This is a genomic window from Streptosporangium nanhuense (assembly GCF_059358815.1).
In genome coordinates, this window is sequence record NZ_JCADBG010000001.1 from 939,409 (window position 1) to 955,642 (window position 16,234).

General features: G+C 72.9%; 14 protein-coding genes and 1 pseudogene. 5 read left to right on the forward strand and 10 right to left on the reverse strand.

The annotated features are described in order from the left end of the window. Positions 1-425 precede the first annotated feature (425 nt). On the forward strand, positions 426-1,826 hold the full coding sequence (locus AC5L38_RS03910) for a family 43 glycosylhydrolase (protein ID WP_495241346.1): 1,401 nt from the start codon (positions 426-428) through the stop codon (positions 1,824-1,826). Positions 1,827-1,966: 140 nt separating this feature from the next. Here AC5L38_RS03910 and AC5L38_RS03915 read toward each other — a convergent pair whose 3' ends face one another. From AC5L38_RS03915 to AC5L38_RS03935, 5 genes and pseudogenes are all read right to left on the reverse strand, one after another. Beyond that, the gene (locus AC5L38_RS03915; RefSeq protein ID WP_495241347.1) at positions 1,967-2,380 is read right to left on the reverse strand and encodes an SRPBCC family protein; all 414 of its coding nucleotides are present in this window, start codon (positions 2,378-2,380) and stop codon (positions 1,967-1,969) included. Between the two features lie 328 nt (positions 2,381-2,708). Beyond that, a complete protein-coding gene (gene cydC, locus AC5L38_RS03920) occupies positions 2,709-4,685 on the reverse strand; it encodes a thiol reductant ABC exporter subunit CydC (RefSeq protein WP_495241546.1) in 1,977 nt (658 codons plus the stop codon). Further along, positions 4,674-6,461 (reverse strand): annotated as a pseudogene (cydD, locus tag AC5L38_RS03925) (thiol reductant ABC exporter subunit CydD); the annotation flags it as partial. The gene cydC and the pseudogene cydD, both read right to left, overlap by 12 nt. 16 nt (positions 6,462-6,477) lie before the next feature. After that, positions 6,478-7,248 carry a cytochrome d ubiquinol oxidase subunit II gene (locus AC5L38_RS03930; RefSeq protein WP_495241348.1) on the reverse strand — a complete coding sequence of 257 codons (771 nt, stop codon included), beginning with the start codon at positions 7,246-7,248 and terminating at the stop codon, positions 6,478-6,480. A 9-nt stretch (positions 7,249-7,257) separates the two neighbouring features. After that, positions 7,258-8,442 carry a cytochrome ubiquinol oxidase subunit I gene (locus AC5L38_RS03935; protein WP_495241349.1) on the reverse strand — a complete coding sequence of 395 codons (1,185 nt, stop codon included), beginning with the start codon at positions 8,440-8,442 and terminating at the stop codon, positions 7,258-7,260. A gap of 166 nt (positions 8,443-8,608) precedes the next feature. On the opposite strand from AC5L38_RS03935, the gene AC5L38_RS03940 reads away from it, so the two are divergent. Next, positions 8,609-8,938 carry a helix-turn-helix transcriptional regulator gene (locus tag AC5L38_RS03940; RefSeq protein ID WP_495241350.1) on the forward strand — a complete coding sequence of 110 codons (330 nt, stop codon included), beginning with the start codon at positions 8,609-8,611 and terminating at the stop codon, positions 8,936-8,938. 205 nt (positions 8,939-9,143) lie between these two features. Here the strand turns inward: AC5L38_RS03940 and pdxR are convergent, their stop codons facing one another. Then, a complete protein-coding gene (gene pdxR, locus AC5L38_RS03945; RefSeq protein ID WP_495241351.1) occupies positions 9,144-10,562 on the reverse strand; it encodes a MocR-like pyridoxine biosynthesis transcription factor PdxR in 1,419 nt (472 codons plus the stop codon). Between the two features lie 47 nt (positions 10,563-10,609). On the opposite strand from pdxR, the gene AC5L38_RS03950 reads away from it, so the two are divergent. Next, positions 10,610-10,780, forward strand: coding sequence for a hypothetical protein (locus AC5L38_RS03950; protein WP_495241352.1), 171 nt, complete (start codon positions 10,610-10,612; stop codon positions 10,778-10,780). A gap of 37 nt (positions 10,781-10,817) precedes the next feature. Here the strand turns inward: AC5L38_RS03950 and AC5L38_RS03955 are convergent, their stop codons facing one another. Next, on the reverse strand, positions 10,818-11,507 hold the full coding sequence (locus AC5L38_RS03955; protein WP_495241353.1) for a permease prefix domain 1-containing protein: 690 nt from the start codon (positions 11,505-11,507) through the stop codon (positions 10,818-10,820). Positions 11,508-11,672: 165 nt separating this feature from the next. Here AC5L38_RS03955 and AC5L38_RS03960 point away from each other — a divergent pair, with 165 nt between their 5' ends. Beyond that, positions 11,673-12,512, forward strand: coding sequence for an alpha/beta fold hydrolase (locus tag AC5L38_RS03960; RefSeq protein ID WP_495241354.1), 840 nt, complete (start codon positions 11,673-11,675; stop codon positions 12,510-12,512). A 54-nt stretch (positions 12,513-12,566) separates the two neighbouring features. On the opposite strand, the gene AC5L38_RS03965 is transcribed toward AC5L38_RS03960, so the two are convergent. Together AC5L38_RS03965 and AC5L38_RS03970 are read right to left on the reverse strand one after the other, a co-directional pair. Then, positions 12,567-12,767: an NmrA family NAD(P)-binding protein gene (locus tag AC5L38_RS03965; RefSeq protein ID WP_495241355.1), complete on the reverse strand. Its 201-nt coding sequence runs from the start codon at positions 12,765-12,767 to the stop codon at positions 12,567-12,569. Positions 12,768-12,769: 2 nt separating this feature from the next. Continuing rightward, positions 12,770-14,029, reverse strand: coding sequence for an MFS transporter (locus AC5L38_RS03970; RefSeq protein ID WP_495241356.1), 1,260 nt, complete (start codon positions 14,027-14,029; stop codon positions 12,770-12,772). A 79-nt stretch (positions 14,030-14,108) separates the two neighbouring features. Between AC5L38_RS03970 and AC5L38_RS03975 the strand changes: the two genes are divergently transcribed. Then, complete coding sequence (locus AC5L38_RS03975; RefSeq protein WP_495241357.1) at positions 14,109-15,008, forward strand: LysR family transcriptional regulator; 900 nt, start codon at positions 14,109-14,111, stop codon at positions 15,006-15,008. A 64-nt stretch (positions 15,009-15,072) separates the two neighbouring features. Here the strand turns inward: AC5L38_RS03975 and AC5L38_RS03980 are convergent, their stop codons facing one another. After that, positions 15,073-16,131 carry a pentapeptide repeat-containing protein gene (locus AC5L38_RS03980; RefSeq protein WP_495241358.1) on the reverse strand — a complete coding sequence of 353 codons (1,059 nt, stop codon included), beginning with the start codon at positions 16,129-16,131 and terminating at the stop codon, positions 15,073-15,075. Between the last annotated feature and the right edge of the window lie 103 nt (positions 16,132-16,234).

Consider the following 16,234-nt stretch of genomic DNA (forward strand, 5'->3'; position numbering starts at 1 on the left):
GGCACGGTCGCCGGTGACGCGACGCCCGCGAGGATCGTCCGGCGCAGGGACACGACAGGCACCCTTCTCCGAGGGGCGGAACGGCGCACAATTGCGTTAGCGCTAACAATTGACGTTTCACGTTGACCCGCAGGTGGGGACGATCGGGCGCGTCAATGTTCCCGCTGCGTTTCCGCAGAGTGTTTACGTCGCCATCGCGGATGTCAACAGGACCCCGGGGATCCCGGAACGCGCATTCGCCGGGTCTGACAGGCTTGACCGATCGATTGTGAGCGCACACACTGATGTGGCGCCGACCTGACCTGCCACTCCGCAGTGGTCGCGGATGGTGTGCCAATCGCATCGGCGTTCCCCGCCTCCTCGTGCGGCGGTTTTCCGTCAATGAATGTTAGCGATAACATTTCAGAGCTCGAAAAGAGGTCCGTATGACGGTCGGCAGACGGGCGGCCGGGACGGCCGCGCTCGTGCTCGCGATTTCCACCCTGGTGACGACGGCCTCTCCGGCGCACGCCGCGACGCTGCCGACCGGCGCCCGGTCGCTGGAGGCGGTCAACTACCCCGGCCACTACGTCCGGCACGCCGACGCGCTCGGCCGCCTCGACCCAGTGACCTCCGCGAGCCCGGCCCAGACCAGGCTCGACGCCACCTTCACCGTGGTCAACGGCCTGGCCTCGCCGTCCTGCTACTCCTTCCAGACCAGGAGCGGCCTTTTCCTGCGGCACTATGACTACCGGCTGCGCGTCGACGCCAACACCGGCGACGCGACCTTCCGCGCCGACGCCACGTTCTGCGCCGTGGACGGGTCGGTCGCCGGCTCGACGTCCCTGACCTCCTACAACTATCCGGGCCGGCGGATCAGGCACCGCGACTTCGGGCTCTGGCTGGACACCTACCAGGACACCGCGGCCTTCCGCGCCGACAGCTCGTTCAAGATCGCCGCGCCGTGGGCGCCCAGGACGAACCGCAACCCGGTGATCCCCGGCCTGTTCGCCGACCCGCACGTCATCGCCGCGGGCGGCCGCTACTACCTGTACGCGACGACCGACGGCTACGCGGGCTGGGGCGGCACGTACTACAAGGCGTTCTCCTCCGCCGACCTGGTGAACTGGACCGACCACGGCGTCGTCCTGAACCACGGCCCGGACGTGTCGTGGGCCGACGACTCGGCCTGGGCGCCCGCGGTCGCCGCCGCAGGCGGCCGCTACTACATGTACTTCAGCGGCGGCGCGGCCTCGGGGAACACCGCCAAGCAGCTGGGGGTCGCGGTGTCCGACTCGCCCGCGGGCCCGTTCCGGGACGCGCTCGGCCGGCCGCTCGTCGCCGCCGGCCAGTACTCCGGCCAGGCGATCGACCCGATGGTCTTCACCGACGACGACGGCCGCTCCTACCTGTACTGGGGACAGGGCGCCGCCCGCGTCGTGCCGCTGAACGCCGACATGACCTCCTTCGACCCCGCGCAGGTGCGCGTGATCACCCCGTCGGGCTACAACGAGGCACCGTTCGTGTTCAAGCGCAACGGGACCTACTACCTCATGTGGTCGGAGAACGACACCCGAAGCGAGGACTACCGGGTGGCGTACGCCACCGGGACGAGCCCGACGGGCCCGTGGACCAGGCGCGGCGTCGTGCTGCAGAAGCGGCTGGAGGCCGGGATCAAGGGCCCCGGCCACCACTCGGTCGTCCGGGCACCCGGCACCGACACGTGGTACGTCGCCTACCACCGGTTCGCCGTACCGGCGGGGAACGGGACCAACAGGGAGGTGGCCGTCGACCGGATGGAGTTCAACACGGACGGCACGATCCGCCCGATCGTGCCCACCCTCTGAGCGGTCATCCCGGTCGCGACGAAGTATCCGGAGAACAAGGCACGACTTTTCTGACAACGTTGGTTGTCGGCCTACGGCGTCCCGTGCGGAGTCGGGTACAAGGTAGACGTGCGGAGGGGATCGGTGTGCCGGTCGGCGGTTCAGCCGCCTGCTGCCGCTTCGATCGCCTGCTTCATCTCCACCGCGCCGCGTTCGACGCGAATCCGGATCTCGGTCGCGAGTGCGTGCGGCAGGACGTCGGTGGTCCAGATCAGCCGGCCCGCGCGGTCACCCTCGGGGTGGACTTCGAACGAGGCATGGTGGTGCTGGAGCGCCGGCCGCGCGCCCTCGACGACGGAGTAGGCCAGGCGGCGGGCGTCGTCGTCCACCGCGACGATCAACTCACGGATCACGTGCCCGTCGGGAAAGGTCAGGAACCGCTGGTCGTCCTCGAGCCGGGTGTCGACGACGCGGCCGGGCAGCAGGCGCTCATGCACGGCGCCGACGTCGCGCAGCACGTCCCAGATGTGCTCGGGAGAGGAGTTGATCACAATCTCGTGGCGGATGGAAGCCATGGCGCCGGGGGATTCCTCTCAGATCGGAGCGAGACAGGTCGTGATCACCCTAGCCGGAGTATCCGAGCGGGCGCTTCGAGGAGCTCACCGCCGACCTTTCACGGCTTCAGCCGCGCCACCGGCCATCCCAAGGCTCCGCCACGGCGGCTTCCTGTCCTCGCCTGGCTGCGGTCCGGGTGACCTTGCCACCGAATGACAACGACCCCGGGCGAGGCCGGATGACGGTGGATCACTGTGGACTGTGAGACCAGGTGGGGGCGGGTGCTACCTATGGTTTCGCCTCCGCCCGCGTTGCCCCGAACGCGGCAGGGGAGCGCCCCGGAGGCGTTCACCGACCGGCGGTCAGGGCCTCCGAGCGCCACAGGTCGCGGTAGTAGCCGGGGGAGGACACCAGCTCCCGGTGGGTGCCGCGCTGCGTCACCGAGCCGTTCTCCAGCACGAGGATCTCGTCCATCGGCTCCAGCCCGCGCAGGCGGTGCGTGACGAGCAGTGTCGTACGGCCGTGGGTGGCGTCCAGGAGGTCGGCCATGAGCGCGTCCGCCGTCGTCTCGTCCAGGGCCTCGGCGGGCTCGTCCAGCAGCAGCACCGGCGGGTCGTGCAGCAGCGCCCGCGCCAGGGCCAGCCGCTGCAGCTGGCCCCCGGACACCGTGCGCCCGTCCTCCCCGAGCACCGCGTCCCAGCCGGTCCGCTCCACCCACCGGTCCAGGCGCGCCCGCCGCATCGCCTCGGCCAGTTCCTCGTCACCGGCCTCCGGGCCCGCGAGCCGCAGGTTGTCCCGTACCGACGTCTGGAACACGTACGGGTCCTGCGTCAGCCCGGTCATCACCTGCCGGGCGTCGTCGGAGGCCAGCTCCCGGATGTCCACCCCGCTGACCCGGATCGTCCCCGACTCGGGCTCGACGAGGCGCATCAGGGCCGACAGCAGGGTGCTCTTGCCCGCTCCGCTGGGGCCGACCAGGGCGACGCGCCTGCCGGGGGTGAGGGTGAGGCTGACCCCGTCCAGCGCGGGGGGCAGGCCTGTGCCGTGCCGGACCACCAGGTCCTCGATCTCGACGGTCGGCGGCCCGGCGGGGACCGCGACGGGGACGGCCGGCTCGGAGACCGCCGGTGGGGTCGCGCCCACCTCCCGCAGGCGGCGCAGGGCGGCGAGCACCCCGGTCAGCCGCTCCCCGGCCGCGGCCATCGGCAGCACCGGCTCGAAGGACACCAGCGAGACCAGCGCGAGCACCGCGGTGACCACGGACCCCGCCCCGGCAGCACTCGCCAGCAGGACGACGGCCACCACGGTCAGTCCCTGGGTGAGCAGGCCCAGGGCCGAGGCCACCGCGTTCGCCCGGGCCTGCCTGCGCTCCAGCGCCGCCAGCCGGGCGTCGGTCTCGGCGGCGGCGGCCAGCGCCCGCTCGTCCGCCCCGTAGGCGGTCAGGTCGGCCGCCCCGTGCACCAGGTCGGCGACCCGGGCCGCCAGGTCCGCCCGCGCGGGGGCGATCCGCGCCGACCAGCGCCTCGCGGCGGCGGCCGTGCCCGCCGGGATCAGCACCCCGGCCACCAGCAGCCCGGCCAGGAGCGCCAGCGCCGCCGCCGGGAGCAGGAACAGCCCGATCACCACCGCGGCCACGCCGGTGACCAGCGCCGCGACAGCCGGGAGCAGGCAGCGCACCAGCAGGTCCTGTACCGCGTCGGTGTCGTCGACCATGCGGCTGAGCAGGTCGGCTCCGCGCCTGTTCGACGACGCCGTGGGGATGAGCGCCTGGTACAGCCGCTCCCTGGTCGTCGCCTGGGCCCGCAGCGCCACATCGTGACCGGACAGGCGCTCCCCGTAGCGGAAGATGCCCTTGGTCGTCGCGAACGCCCTCACCCCGACGATCGCCACGCTCAGCGCCGCCAGCGGCGGCTGCTCGGCCGCCCTGGTGATGAGCCACGCGGCGGACCCGATCAGCCCGAGCCCGGCCAGCTCGGCCGCCGCCGCCCCCGCCGCGGCGAGGACCAGCCGCCCGCCGGTCCGGCCCGCCGATTGCTCCTCCGCCCGGCCCGCCGATCGCTCCTCCGCCCGGCCCGCCGATCGTTCGTCCGCGCGGCTCGCCGGTCCTTCCTCCGTCCGGCTCGCCGGTCGCTCATCCGTGTGGTTCGTCGATGGTCCGTCCGCCGGGTCAGCCGGGTCCGCCGGTCGCTCGCCCGTGTGGTCGGCAAGGCGTCCGTCCACCCGGTCCGCCGGCCGGCTGTCCGTCCGGCCCGCCGGGATCCCGTTGACGCCGGTCACGAGGAGGTCCCCTCTCGCGTCCCGGCCGGTGCCCTCCTCGGTCACCACGCGGCCGTCGGCGATCCGGATCACCCGGTCGGCCAGGTCGATCATCGCGGGCCGGTGGGCGACGATCACGGCGGTGCGGCCCTCGGCGAGGTCGCGGGTCGCGCTCACGATCGCGCCCTCGCTGCGGCCGTCGAGCCGCGCGGTCGGCTCGTCCAGCAGGAGCAGCCCGGCGTCCGGGCGGCAGAACGCGCGGGCCAGCGCGACCCGCTGCCGCTGCCCGGCCGACAGGTTCGTCCCGCGCTCGCCGAGCACGGTGTCGTAGCCCTCAGGCAGCGCGGTGACGAACTCGTCGGCCTGCGCGGCCCGCGCCGCGGCCCTGATCTCGCCGATCGTCGCGCCGGGGGCGCCGAGCCCGATGTTGTCGGCCACCGAGGTGGCGAAGAGGTGCGGGCGCTGCGGTACGAACGCCAGCCGCGCGCGCCAGGAGTCGTGGTCGCCGATCTCGACGCCGTCGACCAGCACCCTGCCCTCCGAGGGGGTGACGAAGCCGAGCAGCAGGTGGAGCAGGGTGCTCTTGCCCGCTCCGCTCTCGCCGACCAGGGCCACCCGCTCACCGGGCGCGATCACCAGCGACACGTCCTCCAGCGCGGCCTCCTCACGGTCCGGGTAACGCACCGTGACGTGTTCCAGCCGGATCTCCGGCGCCCCGTCCGGCCCCGCTCCCTGTCCCGGTGTGCTCCCCGCCGCCGTACGCGGGCCCGCGTGCTCGTCGTGAGGAGGCCGTGCCTCCGTCTTCGCCGCCCCCGCCGTCTCCGTCCCCGCCGTCTCCGTCCCCGCCGTCTCCGTCCCCGCCGTCTCCGTCCCCGCCGTCTCCGTCCCCGTCTTCGCCGTCCCTGCCGTCTTCGCCTGGCCGTCGAGCACGCCGAACGCCTCGTCGGCGGCGGCGACGCCCTCCATCGCCGCGTGGAACCTGCCGCCCATGTTGCGCAGCGGCAGGTACGCCTCCGGTGCCAGGAGCAGGACCAGCAGCGCGGCCGACAGGTCCAGGGAGCCGGACAGCAGCCGCAGGCCCACCGGGACGGCCACCAGGGCCAGCGACAGCGACGCGGCCAGCTCCAGCACCAGCGAGGACAGGAAGGCCACCCGCAGCGTGCGCATCGTCGCGGCCCGGTGGGCGTCGGCCACCCGCCGGATCACCTCGGCCTGGTGGCGGGCCCTGCCGAAGGCGCGCAGCGTGGGAAGGCCCCGAACCACGTCCAGGAAGTGTCCGCCGAGGCGGGAGAGAGCTCTCCACTGGCGCTCGGTCACGGCCTTGGTGTGCATGCCGACCAGCGCCCCGAAGATCGGGATGAGCGGCAGCGTGACCAGCACGATCACCGCGCTGGCCAGGTCGGCGGTGAACAGCCGGACGAGCACCGCGATCGGCACGACGCCCGCGACCGCCACCGCGGGCAGGTAGCCCGACAGGTAGGGATCGAGGGCGTCCAGGCCCCGCCCGGTCAGCGTCACCAGCTCGCCCGAGCGCTGGGAGGCCGGTCTGACGGGGCCGAGATCCCGCAGCCGCGCCAGCAGGCGGTGCCGCAGGGCGGACTTCACCCCGGTGGTCATGCGCCCGGCGGCGACCCCCTGCGCCAGGGCGAACAGCGCCCGGACCCCGACGACCACCGCCAGCAGGATCAGAGCCGAGGTCGCGAACCGCCCGGACAGCACCCCGGCGAGCAGTTCCGCCTGGACGAGGACGAGCAGCCCGGTCAGGACCGCGGCGGCCAGGCACACGGCCAGGTGGTTGCGGACGGCCCGCTCGCTCAGTGCCAGCCGTACAAGATCCTTGTGCATGCCAACCCTAGGGAGCTCAGAAGAACGACGGAACCCGATCGGAGGCGGTGCGCCCGGGACCGAACGCCCGCCATACCCATACTTGCGCACCCACCATGATCGGTGCGAAGGGCAGAATCATGACACTGAGCACACTTAGCGTCCCGGCGGGCGCCGTACGGTCGAGCAGCCAGGGGGCGAGCACGGCGAGCAGCACCGCGACGGGCGCCGCGGCGGCGCACGCGGAGATCAGGAGCGCCCGGCCGGTGCGGCGGGCGCCGGTCACCCGGCCGGGCAGCCGCCACGAGACGAACGTCCAGCCGTGGAAGGCGAGCAGCGCGGCCACCACCAGGCCGCCCGCCAGTCCCGCCAGGCCGATCGGGGGGCCCGCCAGGCCGCCGGCCACCGCGACCAGGACCATGCCCCAGCTCAGTGCCAGGCCGTACGAGCCGACGGCGATCGCCCAGTCCCAGGTCGACCGCCACGCGCTCCCGTCGGCGCGGCGGCGGAACCAGAGCCCGGCGTCGCGCACGATCCACGACACCAGCAGGGAGACCACCAGCGGGTAGAGGCCGAACAGCACGTCGCCCTCGATCGAGGGGAAGACGCCGAACAGCACGCCCGCCACGGCCACCAGCCACACCTCGTTGGCCAGGACGAACGGCGCCATGGCGGCGACGACCTCGTCCCGGTCCTCGCGCGTCCTGGCGAGCACGGGCAGCAGCATGCCCACGCCGATGTCGAAGCCCTCCAGGGCGAAGTAGCCGATCAGAAGGAGGGCGAACACGCCGAGCCAGAGGATGTCCACGGTCTCTCCCTAGTGGTTGAGCGCGTGCGCGCGCTCGGTGGGGTCGGCCGGCGCGTCCGCGCCGAGGGTGACGGCGGCGGGCCCGCGCCGCACGGTGCGGGCGATCAGCACGTAGTCGATCACCGCGAGCAGGGTGAGCACGCCGGCGAAGGCGATGAGCGAGACGGTGACCATCCCGGAGGTGAGCCCGGGGGACATGGCGTCGGCGACGGTCAGCTTCCCGTTGACCATCCAGGGCTGGCGGCCGGACTCCCTGGCCAGCCAGCCGAGGATCGCCGCCACGAACGGCAGCGGGGTGATCGCGATCAGCACGGGGTGCAGCCGGCGCCAGCGCGGCAGCCAGTACACGGTCGGCGCGAGCACGAGCACGAGGAGGAGGTTGAGCAGCTCGCCGATCATGATCATGAAGCCGAGCCCCAGCCCGGCCAGGCCCCCGTCGTCGAACTTGCCCGGCTGGATGTCGCCGATCACGCCGAACTGGGCGAAACCGAAGCCGACCGTGATCAGCGAGCCGATCAGCGAGGTGATCACTCCCGTGCGGAGCGAGCTCGTGAAGAACTCCTTCTCGGGAGTGCGCCGGAACAGCTGGTAGGCGCTGGCCCCCATCACCACGAAACCGCCGGTCCACAGGCCCGCGCCGAGCACGTGCGGCACCGCCATGGTGAGCGCCGGGTTGGTGAGCAGCGCGCCGAGGTCGGTCAGGACCAGGTGGCCGTCGCGCTCCACGGCTCCGGCGGGGTTCTGCAGGAACGAGTTGGCCACCATGATCCAGAAGGCGGAGGCGTAGGCGGTCAGCGTCACCACCCAGATGCACGCCACGTGGAGCCACGTGGGCAGCCGGTGCCAGCCGAAGATCCACAGGCCCAGGAAGGTGGACTCCAGGAAGAACGCGCCGAGCGTCTCGATCGCGAGCGGCGCGCCGAAGACGTCCCCGGCGTAGTGGGAGAGGCCGCTCCAGTTCATGCCGAACTGGAACTCCATCACCAGCCCGGTGAGGATGCCGAGCGCGTAGTTGATCACGTAGATCTGGCCCCAGAAGCGGGTCACCCGTTCGTGGACCGGCTTGCCGGTGACGGCGTAGCGGGTGTGCATGATCGCGATCAGGGGGGCCAGGCCCAGGGTCAGCACGACGAACAGGAAGTGGAGGCTCCCTGTCACGGCGAACTGTGTCCGGGCCAGGTCGAGCACGTTCACGGTCTCACCTCCATTGTTGTGTTTGTCTACCTATAGACACTCTACATGTAGACCGCCTACATGTAGCATGTCTATACGGGAGGTAGGGTGACGACGTGAGCGAGCGAAGCGAACGAACCGCCGGGTGCGGTGACACTGGACTCGTCCGGCGGACGGAGGTGGCCGGGTGAACACCGACGCGCTCCGAGGGCACATGGACGCCCTGCTGCTCTCCGTGCTCGAGCACGAGCCGCTGCACGGCTACGCGATCATCGAGGCGCTCCAGGCGCGCAGCGGCGGCGCGCTGAACGTGCCGACCGGCACGGTCTATCCGGCACTGCGACGGCTGGAGCAGGCGGGATACCTGGCCAGCGAGTGGGCCACGGTGAGCGGGCGCAGGCGGCGCACCTACCGGCTGACCTCCTCGGGGCGCACGGCCCTCGCCGGCGAGCGCTCAGCCTGGCGGGAGTTCACCGGGGCCATCGGCAGCGTCCTGGAACCGCGCGCCACCCGCTGACGCCCCCTGAGCCGGTACGTCCCGGGTCACCGGCACCACGCTCCGGCGGGGCTCGAACGGCCATGGGCCGACAGGGGCGCGCCGGTCGGTTGCCGGGCTCTGCCGGGATCGGTGCGCGCTCCTCCCGCTGGCGGCACCGATCAGGCCGGTACGGACGGCGGAGCAGGTCGCCGGGCGGCGCGGACGGGGGCGCGAGCCTTCGGCGCTACCCGGCGAACCCCTGATCGCGGAGCGCGTCGACGAGTGTGTCGAGGGCGTTGCCGTAGGCGTGTTCCGGTGGGGTCGCGTAGCCGATGACGATGCCGGGCGGGGCGTCTTCCGGCCGGCCGTAGAAGGGAGTGACGCCACCGACGGTGACCCCGCGCCTTTCCAGGTGGGAGAGGAGACGCGTTTCCGGGACGCCGGTGTCGGGGAGCTGGAGGACGGCGTGCAGGCCGGCCGCGATTCCGGACAGGCGCCCGTGGGGCAGGTGCCGGGTCACGGCGTCGCCGAGGCGGTCCCTTCGGCGCCGGTAGCGAGTCCGGCAGCGGCGCAGGTGCCGGTCGAGTTCACCGGTGCGGATGAGCTGGGCGAGTACGAGCTGGTCGATGACGCTGACGTAGGCCTCGTCCCAGGACATCGACGCCCGCAGCGGCGCGATGAGGCCGGCGGGTACGACGATCCAGGCGACGCGCAGGCCGGGGGCGATGGTCTTGCTGGCGGTCCCGGCGTAGATGACACGGTCGGGGGCGAGGCCCTGCAGGGCGCCGACGGGTTGGCGGTCGTAACGGAACTCGCCGTCGTAGTCGTCCTCCAGCACGAACCCCCCTGTCCTTTGGGCCCACGCCAGCAGCCGCGTTCGGCGGGCGGGGCTCATGGTGACCCCGAGGGGGTACTGATGGGCGGGGGTCACGGCGACGGCGGCCTCGTCGGTGAGCCGGTCGACGACCAGCCCGTCGGGGTCGACGGGGACGCGGGTCACCCGGAGCCCGGTCTGTTCGGCCAGGGCGGGGTAGTCGGGCAGGGAGGGGTCCTCGAAGGCGACGGAGGACGCCCCCTGCCAGCGAAGTGCCTGGCAGATGAGCCGAAGGGCGTGGGTGTAACCGGCACACACGATGATGCGCTCCGGGCTGGTCACCACGCCGCGGGCACGGCCGAGGTACTCCGCCAGCGCCTGTCTGAGCCCGGCGTGTCCGGCGGGGTCGCCGTATCCGAAGGTGGTGTTGGGGGTGGTCTGCAGGATCCGCCGTGTGGCGGCGAGCCATTCGCGCCGGGGGAAGTTCGACAGGTCCGGCAGGCCGGGCCTCAGGTCCGCGCCCGGTACGGAGGGCAGGGTGGTGTGCAGGGGCAGCGCGGTCTTGACCGCCGGTGGTTCGGCCGGCCGGTCGGCCACCCGGATGCCCGACCGCGGCCGGGACGCCAGGTACCCCTCGGCGACGAGCTGATCGTAGGCCTGGGTGACGGTGCCACGAGCGACACCCAGATCCCGGGCGAGAGCCCGTGAGGAGGGCAACGGTGTGCCCGGCGGCAGCCGGCCGCCTCGCACCGCGTCGCGCAGCGCGTGTTCCAGACCGGTCCGCAGTCCGTGTCCGGAGCCGAGCCTGAGGTGGAGGTCCAGCCCCAATCTGGACCACTTTTCTTCCATGGATCTGGACTATATCCATGGGCCAGATTTTCCCTAGGTTTCCTGGCATGAGACACGTAGCCATGGCCGTCGGCCTCACCACCTACTTCCTGGGCCCCGATCAGCATGTGCGAACAGGCGCTGAGACGGCCAACCCCGAAGAGATCGTGCTCCTGTCCGCTCATCGCCTGAAGCACGCCCGGCGATCACGGTGGTTCCGGTGGGGGCGGCGCCCGTGAGGTCCGGGCGATCGCGGGGCTCAGGCGGCCGCGGGGCTCAGGCGGCCGCGGGGACGGGCTCGCGCCGGGTGACGCTCAGGCAGCGGGAGGCGCCGTACAGCTGCAGGAGCCAGATCGCGTAGCTCACCACCGACGCGACGGTCCCCGGCAGGTAGGCGCCGAACCCGGCGGAGTCGCGCGAGCCGACCATCAGCGCCCCGCACGACACGAGCATGACCGGCAGCATGGCCCAGACGAAGACCCCCAGGGCCCGGGTGACGAGCCGGGGCCGCCTGATCCTGCGCAGTCCCCGGCCCAGCGCGAACAGCGCGACCCCGCCGACCGCGCCGATGAACATCTGGAGCATGTCCACGCCCCGGGCGACCATGACGAACCAGGCCGGCATGCTCTCGTACGCCGCCGGGGCGGCGGGAAAGACCTTCCAGAGCACGTTCCACATGATCGCGGTGAGCGGCACGGTGACGAACAGCAGGACGGCCAGCCGCCGGCCCGCCGCGTTGGACAGCTCCTCCTGGTAGCCGGGCGCGATCTCGCGGATCGGCCCGAACTCCTCGACCGCCACCCGCTCGGCCTCGTCGCGCCTCAGGCCGTCGCTCTCCAGCGCCTCGGCGGTGTCGAGCAGGCTGTCGCGCGCCTCGGTGATCATGTCGAGCTTCGGTCTCCGAGGGCCTCTGAGAGTGCGGCTGAGCCCGGTCACGTAGTCCTCGATGACCCCGGTGCCTGCCATATGCTCTCCAGTCGCCCGATTTCCGTCCAGGGTATGTGTCTCCCATCCTGGTGTCCCGCCAGGACCGGCGCATCGGGGACCACCCTGAGAAGACCCCGAGTCGACCACGCCCACCTGCGAATACGCTCGAATCCAGCGACACCGGGCGGGAGGGAGGGGGTCGCCGTGAGAAGCAGGGATCTCAAGGTGCGGCAGGGCACGCTGGCCAACGACCTGCCGTACTACGCCCTCGGCGACGGCGCGCCGCTCGTCGTGCTGCGCTGGTTCACCCCCGCCCACGCCAACCCGGCCGGGCTGGCGCGCGAGGCGGAACTGCGGGTGCTGGCCCCGCTGGCCCGCCACTTCCGGTTGTACGCCGTGGGCCGCGCTCCCGGCATGGCTCCGGGGACCACCATGGCCGACATCGCCGCCCGGCACGCCGAGGCGCTCCACGCGAGGTTCGGCGGGCCGGTCGACGTGCTGGGCCTGTCGTCGGGAGGCTCGGTGGCGCTGCAGACGGCGGCCGACCATCCGGAGGTGGTACGCGCGCTGGTCGTGGCCGGGGCGGCGCACAGGCTCACGCCGAGCGTCCGGCGGCTCCAGCGCCGCTACACCGAGGCGGTCGCCGCCGGGCGGCGCGGCCTGCAGCACCAGGCGGTCACGGCCGCCGCCTCACCCGCCGGGCGGGCCCTGGCCGGGGCGCTGCTGTGGCTGCTTGATCCGCTGGTGCGGCCCGGCGACCCCCGCGACATGCTCGCCTTCGCCCGCGCGGAGGACGGGTTCGACCTGACCGGGCGCCTGGCCGACGTCGTCGCCCCCACCCTGGTCCTCGGCGGTGAGAGGGACCTCGACTACCCGGTCGAGCTCTTCCGGGAGACCGCCGAGGGGGTCCGCGACGGCCGCCTGATCACCTACCCCGGCCTCGGTCACCTCGGGACGTTCCGCAGCGGCCGGTTCGCGGGCGACGTCACGGCCTTCCTGACCGGGACGGCCCCGGGGGACGGCTCCCGCACGCTCGACGGGTAGTGCGCCGCCGGGCCGGCCGCGGGATGGTCCGACGCGGGCGTCCGGGGCACGGGTTCAGCGGTCGCCGGCCGGGGCGAACGCCGCGGCGTGGTCGCGGGCGACCTCGGCGACCTCGGCGCCCCGCTCGCGCGGGCCGTCCGCCGCGGACTCCTCGCGGACGAGAGCCCGGAGGTTCACTCCGGCCCCTTCCAGCGCCCTCATCAGCGCGGTGGACACGGTCCCGGTCGCGCCGGTGATCAGTACGGTGCGTGACACGTTCATTCTCCCTTGATGGTGGTGGGGGTACGGGCCGGGCCGCCCGGGGTCTCCGTGGAGGCGCCCGCCGCCCGGCCGACGGTGACGCGCTCCAGGACCCAGAGCACGACGGTCCCGGCCGAGAGGACGGCGCCCAGGACGCACACGCCGGTCCAGCCGCCGTTCACCCAGGCCACCGGTGTCAGCGCGGACCCCACCGCGCCGCCGAGGAACAGGGAGGTCATGAAGGCGGAGTTGATCCGGTTACGGGCCTCGGGCCGGAGCGCGTAGAGGACGTTCTGGCTGCCGTTGAGCACCGCCTGATGCGCCAGGTCCAGCACGATCACGCCGGTGAGCAGCCAGATCAGCGAGTGCGCGCCCGCCGCGATCGACGGCCAGGACGCCAGCAGCAGGACCGTCCCGGCGCCGGTCACGACCTGGACGTGCCCGCGGTCGGCCAGCCGTCCCGCCACCATGGCGGTCAGCGCGCCCGCGACACCGACCAGGCCGACCAGGCCGACGGCCGACTCCGACCAGCCGTAGGGCGGCCGCACCAGCAGGAAGGTCAGCGCCGTCCACAGCACGCCGAACGAGGCGAGGCTCAACGCGCAGACACCCGCCCGCCAGCGCAGCAACGGCTCGTGGCGGAACATCGCGGCCGTCGAGCGCAGCAACCCGGGGTAGGACAGGCGCCCGCCGTCCCCGCCGAGCCGGGGCAGGAAGACGCGCAGCAGTACGGCCATCAGCGCCATCAGGGCCGCGTTGACCCAGTAGACCGTCCGCCACCCGCCCAGCTCCGACAACACCCCGGACGCGGTCCGCGCCAGCAGCAGGCCGAGCATCAGCCCGGTCATCACCGTGCCGACCACCCGGCCACGTTCGGCCGGGTCCGCCAGCGCCGCCGCGAACGGCACCACGACCTGCGCTCCGACCGAGGTCAGCGCGGTCAGGGCCGTACCGGCCAGGAGCACCGTGCCACCGGGGGCGGCGGCCGACACCAGCAGGAACACCGCGGTCGCCGCGTAGAGCGACACCGCCAGCCGCCGTCGCTCCACCAGGTCGCCGAGCGGCACCAGCAGGATCAGCCCCAGCGCGTACCCGCCCTGCGCGGCCGTCACCGTCAGCGCCGCCAGGGTGGGGCCGAGCCCCAGTTCCCGGCCGATCAGGTCGAGCAGCGGTTGCGCGAAGTAGTTTCCCGAGACCGCCAGCCCGGTCGCCGCCGACATGAGCATGAGCAGCCCGCGCGGCAGGCCGCCGTCCCGAGGGGATCTCGTCGTCGTCATGCGTCCAGCCTCGGCGACGAATGATCAATGAGTCCAACACATGTTCGTCATCCGATCGATCGTGCTTCACGATTGATCCGTGGAACTCCAGCAAATGCGCTACGTCGTAGCCGTCGCGGAGACGAGCAACTTCACCCGCGCCGCCGAGCGGTGCCTGGTCGTCCAGTCCGCGTTGAGTCACCAGATCGCCCGCCTGGAACGCGAGCTGGGCGCCAAGCTGTTCGAGCGCACCAGCCGCCGCGTCCGGCTGACCCCCGCGGGCGAGGCGTTCCTGCCCGCGGCGCGTCAGGCTCTCGACGCCGCCGAACGGGCCCGTGCCGAGGTGGCGGCCGCCACCGGCGAGATCCGGGGACGGCTCGCCATCGGGGCCATTCCCACCGTCGCGGCGGTCGATCTGCCGGCCGCGCTGAAGCAGTTCCACCTGCGGCATCGGCAGGTGCGGATCACCCTCCGCTCGGGCGCGAGCGAGGAACTGGTCGAACGGGTGCGGCAGGGCACCCTGGACGCCGCGTTCCTGGGGCTGCCGGTGGGCGTACGCCCCAAGGGCGTCCGCGGCCGTGAGCTGGCGCGCGGCGACCTCGTCGCGGCGGTGGCACCCGGCCACCCGCTGGCGGACAGGAAGCGCGTGGACCTCCACCAGCTGTCGGACGAACCGTTCGTCGACTTCCCCCCGGGCACCGCCGCACGCGCCCAGTCGGACGAGGCGTTCGCGGCGGCCGGAATCGCACGCGAGGTCGCCTTCGAGGTGACGAACATGGACTTCATGGCTCGCCTGATCCGGCAGGGCCTGGGCGTCGGGCTGCTGCCCGCCGCCTTCGTCCCCGAACTTCCGGATCTGCCCGTCCTCCGGCTTCGCGACGCCCCCGCCCGCATGGAGCACCTCGTCTGGAGTTGCTTCCCGCCGTCCCCCGCCGCCGCGGCGTTCCTGTCCGCGCTCGGCGTCCCGGCGGCCGGGTCCTCGGGATCACCGGACTCGTGACCCCGGGTGCCCGGCGAGACGGCGGCCGGTCGAGCCGGGCTGTCGAAGGTTCAGGGGAAGAGGCTCACCCGTGGTCGGTGGCGCGCCACCGGGGCCACCAGCGCAGTCCCAGCCGGGCGCCGCGCGGGACGACGGCGAGCGCGCAGCCGCTCATCCGGAGCCCCTCGGGATGGCGCATGCCGGTGAAGAGGCAGGTGCTGAGGTCCAGGTCGGCGAGTTCCAGCTCCTCGGCGTCCACCTCGTGCAGCGAGGTCACCCGGGCGCCGTCACGGCCCCGCACCGTGGCCGGGCCGTGCAGGGTCGCCCCCTCCAGGTCGGCCTCGGCGTCGTCGAGCCGGACGTTCAGCCGCCCGCCCACCTCCAGGCGCCGCAGGTCCACCGAGCACCCGCCCGTGGTCACGTCGAGCCCCTTGCCCGCCCACGCCCCCGCGAGGGTCAGGTGGCGGCCGACCGAGATCGGGGCCAGGTAGCCGCCCGAGGAGAAACGCGCCCCGTCGAACCCGGCCAGCCCGCCGAAGCTCGTCTTGCGAAAGGAGACCGTACGGCGGAACCTGCACCCCCTCAGGGTCGCGTCGCCCGCGAAGCCGGTGCCGTCGAAGGTGACGAAGCCATGGAAGTCAGCGCATTCGAACGACGCGGTCCGGTTGAAGACGGCGCCTCCGAACAGGGCGTCGCCGTCGATGGAGACCCGGTCGAAAGCCGCGTGCCCGGTGATGGCGACGCCGTGCAGGGACAGCCCCTGGTCGAACCTGGCCTCCCTGAAGGAGGCGTTGCGCGCGAAACGGGCGTCGAAGAACGAGGCGAGGTGCCGGAAGTGCGCGTGGTCGAACGAGACGTCCCCGCCGAACGCGATGTCGCCGAACCGCACCTTCTCGGGAAAGGTCGCCCAGTCGAACCGCGCCCGGCCCAGGCGCCCCCGGGTCGCGGTGAGGATCCGCTCCAGCAGGTCCCTGCCGACGACGGTGGCCCGCAGGTCGACGGCGGAGCCGGGGGAGAGGCCGCGGACGACCTCGTCGAGCTCGGCGTCGTCCAGATGGGCCAGGCAGCGGCCGTACGGCTGCCGCGCGGATCCGGCGCACTCCGGGGAGGTACAGGTCGCCCAGCCCACGTCCAGCGTTCTCATGTCCAAGTGATACCCGCGGACGCCGGGGCAAGCGACTTCCCGGTCAAGGAAAGCCACATCTGGCCGGGGAGGATAGCCATGAAGTGTCAACATTCGTGATTTC

Coding starts and splice junctions, on each gene's coding strand:
- AC5L38_RS03910 (WP_495241346.1), top strand. CDS start 426: ATGACGGTCGGCAGACGGGCGGCCGGGACGGCCGCGCTCGTGCTCGCG.
- AC5L38_RS03915 (WP_495241347.1), bottom strand. CDS start 2,380: ATGGCTTCCATCCGCCACGAGATTGTGATCAACTCCTCTCCCGAGCAC.
- pdxR (WP_495241351.1), bottom strand. CDS start 10,562: ATGGAAGAAAAGTGGTCCAGATTGGGGCTGGACCTCCACCTCAGGCTC.
- AC5L38_RS03950 (WP_495241352.1), top strand. CDS start 10,610: ATGAGACACGTAGCCATGGCCGTCGGCCTCACCACCTACTTCCTGGGC.
- AC5L38_RS03955 (WP_495241353.1), bottom strand. CDS start 11,507: ATGGCAGGCACCGGGGTCATCGAGGACTACGTGACCGGGCTCAGCCGC.
- AC5L38_RS03970 (WP_495241356.1), bottom strand. CDS start 14,029: ATGACGACGACGAGATCCCCTCGGGACGGCGGCCTGCCGCGCGGGCTG.
- AC5L38_RS03980 (WP_495241358.1), bottom strand. CDS start 16,131: ATGAGAACGCTGGACGTGGGCTGGGCGACCTGTACCTCCCCGGAGTGC.